Raw genomic sequence first — 3,812 nt, 5'->3', positions numbered from 1 at the left:
AATTAAAAAATTAAAAAATGGTAAAAATACTAAATCTATAATTGCAATGGCTGTTATAGGATGTCTTTGTTTACGAGTAGGATTTACATATGGAAAATCTGTAGGTAGAACTTTACCTGCAACGTCAAGAAAATATAGCGCTAATAAAGTTATAGCAACTGTTGGCGATACTAAAATAACAGGTGAACAACTTAGACAAAAAATGGAACCATTATTTTATATAAATGCAAAAACTAAAATGACTGATGAAGAAATAGATGTTTATGAAGCTAGTTTTATAGATTATATGACTACAACAGAAGTTTTATATTTAGAAGGTAAAGCAGAAGGAATAAAAGTTGAAAAAGAAGATATAGAAAATGAATACTCTACTTTAATGTCAAGTTTACAACAAACTTATAATATAACAGAAGACGAATTAATTAATAAGTGTAATATAACTAAAGAAGATATAGAAAAAGAATTAGAAAAAGAATTAATCGCCGTTGAGTATATAGGACAAGCATCAGAAGTAACTGAAAAAGAAGCTGAAAACTATTATAATAAAAATAAGGACGAGTTTTTAAGGGTTAGAGCATCTCATATATTAATTAGCAATAGAGATGCTGAAGGTAATGATGTAAGCGATGAACAAAAGAAAAAGAATAAGGAAAAAGCTGAAGAAATATTAAAACAAGCTAAAGAAGGAGTAGATTTTGCTCAATTAGCTAAAGAATATTCTCAAGACGGTAGTAGTGAAAATGGTGGAGATTTAGATTTCTTTAGCAAAGGTCAAATGGTAGAACCTTTTGAAAAAGCTGCATTTTCATTAAAAAACGGAGAAATATATCCAGAGATAGTAGAAACTGATTATGGATATCACATAATTAAAAAGACAGATGAAAAGTATGACGACTTTGACACTATAAAGGAAGAGTTAGTATATACTTTAGGATATGAAAAACAAAGTAATATATTAGATAATTTAATTAAAAAATATAATGTAGAAGTTAAATAGATATAAAATATCTCAAAGTATTAAATTTTATTAGTACTTTGAGATATTTTTTAATTATTAATTTAAGTAGTAAAAAATTATATAAGATATAAACTAAAAAATAAAAATTTATAGTTTATATTTAGAGGCTACTTCAAGTACCTTTTCAGTATTGTTAGTAGCAAATTCAAAGAAATCTCCTTCTGTAATCTTAGCTAATTCATGTAAAAACTCTGGTATATCAGTAGCTTTAAGGTCACCTATAGATGTACCAAGTCTTGATTTACCAACCTCAAAGTTACCACATATATATATTTCAAATACATCCGTAGGTGTACCATCTATATTTTTCATTTTTCCAGTTAATCCAATACTGCCTATTTGATGAACTCCACAAGAGTTAGGACAACCTGATATATATAATCTTGGGAGCTTATGCATAGTTTCTTTATCTACATTTTCCCTGAAGTAGTCTATTATAGTATTTAGCATTTTTTGACTGTTTTGTATACCCATTTGACAGATAGGAACACCTATGCAACAAATACTTTCTTCTAGACTTGAATTTCCACTTATTTTTTTACTTACTTCTAATATTTTTTCAGCTTCTTTACCATTTAAGTTTAATATATACATTCCTTCAGTCATACCTATTCTTATCATAGGATTTTTTATTTTATCTAACTCATAAAGTAAAGCTTTTAAATCCTTAAGATATAATTGACCTCCAAATGGATGAATGTAAACTGTGTATAGACCTTTTTGCTTTTGTTTTCTTATTCTATGGTCACATATATCTACTTCGATACCTTCTTTTGAATAGTCTATAGGATCTGGAGTTAAATTAAGTCCTCCTTTTTCCTTTTCTTTTAAAGAATACTCTTTAAATTTTTCTATGAAATCTTCTTCACCAAGTTCATCAACAATATATCTTACTCTAGCTTTATTTTTATTTTCATAGTTACCATAATCTATAAATAATTTAGTTAAGCCTTCTACATAATACAGAGCATCTTTAGCTTCTATAGGTTCATCTAGTTTTAATCCTACTTTAGGGTTTTTACCTAGACCACCACCTACATATACATTAAAGTAAGGTTTGTTATCTTTAAGAGTTGCAATAAACCCTAAGTCTTGAACTGTACAGTGAGCATCATCATTATTGCTACTAGAGTATGAAACCTTTTAAGATAGGTATTTAAATAAGGTATAAAAATATAAATTTATGGTTTATAATTGAATTAGAAAAAATTGTTGAAAGATAAGTATTCTTTTTTAAAGGATAATATGATAAATATAATAAATATATTAATTAAGTCGTTGATAGTTAAAAAAGTTTATATAGTAATTTCAATATGCTTATAAAAATAACTAGAACAATAGATTCATTAGAGCATTATATTCCTAAAGGAAGGGTTTATATGAAAAGTGTAAAGAATATAAATTATAAAGTAATAACAATAATGGTAATAATTATTATACCAATACTGTTAATAGCACAATATTATTTATTTAAATTTGGAGCTATTACGCCTATGGTAAAAGGTATAGAAATTGAGATGGAAGATGGTGATTATGTTAAAGATATTGATAAGTTTGTTATGAAACTGAATGATACAATAACATTATCTACTGGAGAGTACGTAATTATACCATCTTATGCGAAAAATCCACATATCTATTTTAAGATTTTAGATAATTCTAATATACTAAGTATAAATGGAAATGAAGTTACAGCAAATCAAGAAGGTACGGCATCTATAGGCGTGATGAAGAACTCAAGGATATTGAAAAAAGTAAATATTAAGGTTGTAAATCCAAAGGTTGAGAGTTTAACGGCTACATTAGACAATGATATAAAGTATGTAGGTGAATCAGCTAAAATAAATAGTGAAGTACAAGTAGATTATGATAAGTTCAAAGAAAAACAAGTAGTCACATATGAAAGTAGTGATGAAAATATCCTGAAGATTGAAGGTAATGTTGTTGAAGCTGTAGGTGTAGGTAAGGCTAGTTTATATATAAAAGCTGGAGATAAGGAAACTGTGTTTGACTATAATATCCAAGCTAAAATAGCAAAGATAAGTATACCTAGTACTATTAAAATAGCACAAAACGAAACAAAAAAATTAAATCCGAAGATTATAACTGAACCTAAGGGCTTAAAACATGGAAAAATTAAATATGAGCTAGTTGATAGAAAAGTTCAAATAGATTATGCAATTAGTCTTAGTAAGGATGGAACTATAACAGGATCAAAAGAAGGAACTGAGAAAGTAAGGATAACTTGTGGAGACAAGCAAAAAATAGTAACCATAAAAGTAGAAAAAGAATCTATAATTGATAAAATCATTAAAAATATAATGGTAAATTATGAAATTATTAATGGGAAATTATCAATAGATATCTCATGGGATTATATAAAAGATATAAATAATTATGAAATATTCCTAAAAAATAATTCTCTAGGAGATTTAGACTATAAGCTTTTCAAATCTTTAAAATTAGATAAAAGTAATATATCTAATAATAGAGTAAATACTAAAATAGAAGTAGATTTATTTGAAGGTGAAATTCCAAGTTTGAGTTTATATGTTGTGGGTAAAAATAATAATATAAGTACTAAACCAAGTAATATAGTAAATATATTACCAAAATTAGAAAACATAGAAGAGGAAGTAATTGAAAATTTAGTTGAAAAAATTGATGATGAAAATAATATAGTAACTCTTACATGGGATAAGCTTAACATTAAAGATGTAACATATAGTGTTTATATAAAAGATAATAAAAATGGTGAAAATGGATTTATATTATATGAAAATAGTTTACAAGA

At 26.0% G+C, this 3,812-nt stretch carries 3 protein-coding genes and 1 pseudogene; 2 read left to right on the top strand and 2 right to left on the bottom strand.

Annotated features, from left to right (window positions below):
• Positions 1-997 (top strand): peptidylprolyl isomerase (locus tag Q5F54_RS11730; RefSeq protein WP_302334478.1); only part of this gene is annotated, 997 nt, incomplete at its 5' end.
• A gap of 108 nt (positions 998-1,105) precedes the next feature.
• Here Q5F54_RS11730 and Q5F54_RS11725 read toward each other — a convergent pair.
• Together Q5F54_RS11725 and Q5F54_RS13200 are read right to left on the bottom strand one after the other, a co-directional pair.
• Entirely contained in the window at positions 1,106-1,639 is a 534-nt protein-coding gene (locus tag Q5F54_RS11725; RefSeq protein WP_330021008.1) for a hypothetical protein, read from the bottom strand.
• A gap of 222 nt (positions 1,640-1,861) precedes the next feature.
• A pseudogene (locus Q5F54_RS13200) lies at positions 1,862-2,149 on the bottom strand (nitrite/sulfite reductase); the annotation flags it as partial.
• Between the two features lie 248 nt (positions 2,150-2,397).
• Here Q5F54_RS13200 and Q5F54_RS11715 point away from each other — a divergent pair.
• A partial coding sequence (locus Q5F54_RS11715) for a hypothetical protein (protein ID WP_302334477.1) occupies positions 2,398-3,812 on the top strand: 1,415 nt, incomplete at its 3' end.

The organism is uncultured Romboutsia sp. (genome assembly GCF_958366745.1).
In the GTDB taxonomy this organism is placed as follows: domain Bacteria; phylum Bacillota; class Clostridia; order Peptostreptococcales; family Peptostreptococcaceae; genus Romboutsia; species Romboutsia timonensis.
Note: the sequence above shows the minus strand (reverse complement) of the source record. Positions and strands in the feature narration are given on the sequence as shown.

Excerpts from the sequence above, each read along its gene's own strand:
- Q5F54_RS11725 (WP_330021008.1), bottom strand. The coding sequence starts at position 1,639 with ATGATAAGAATAGGTATGACTGAAGGAATGTATATATTAAACTTAAAT.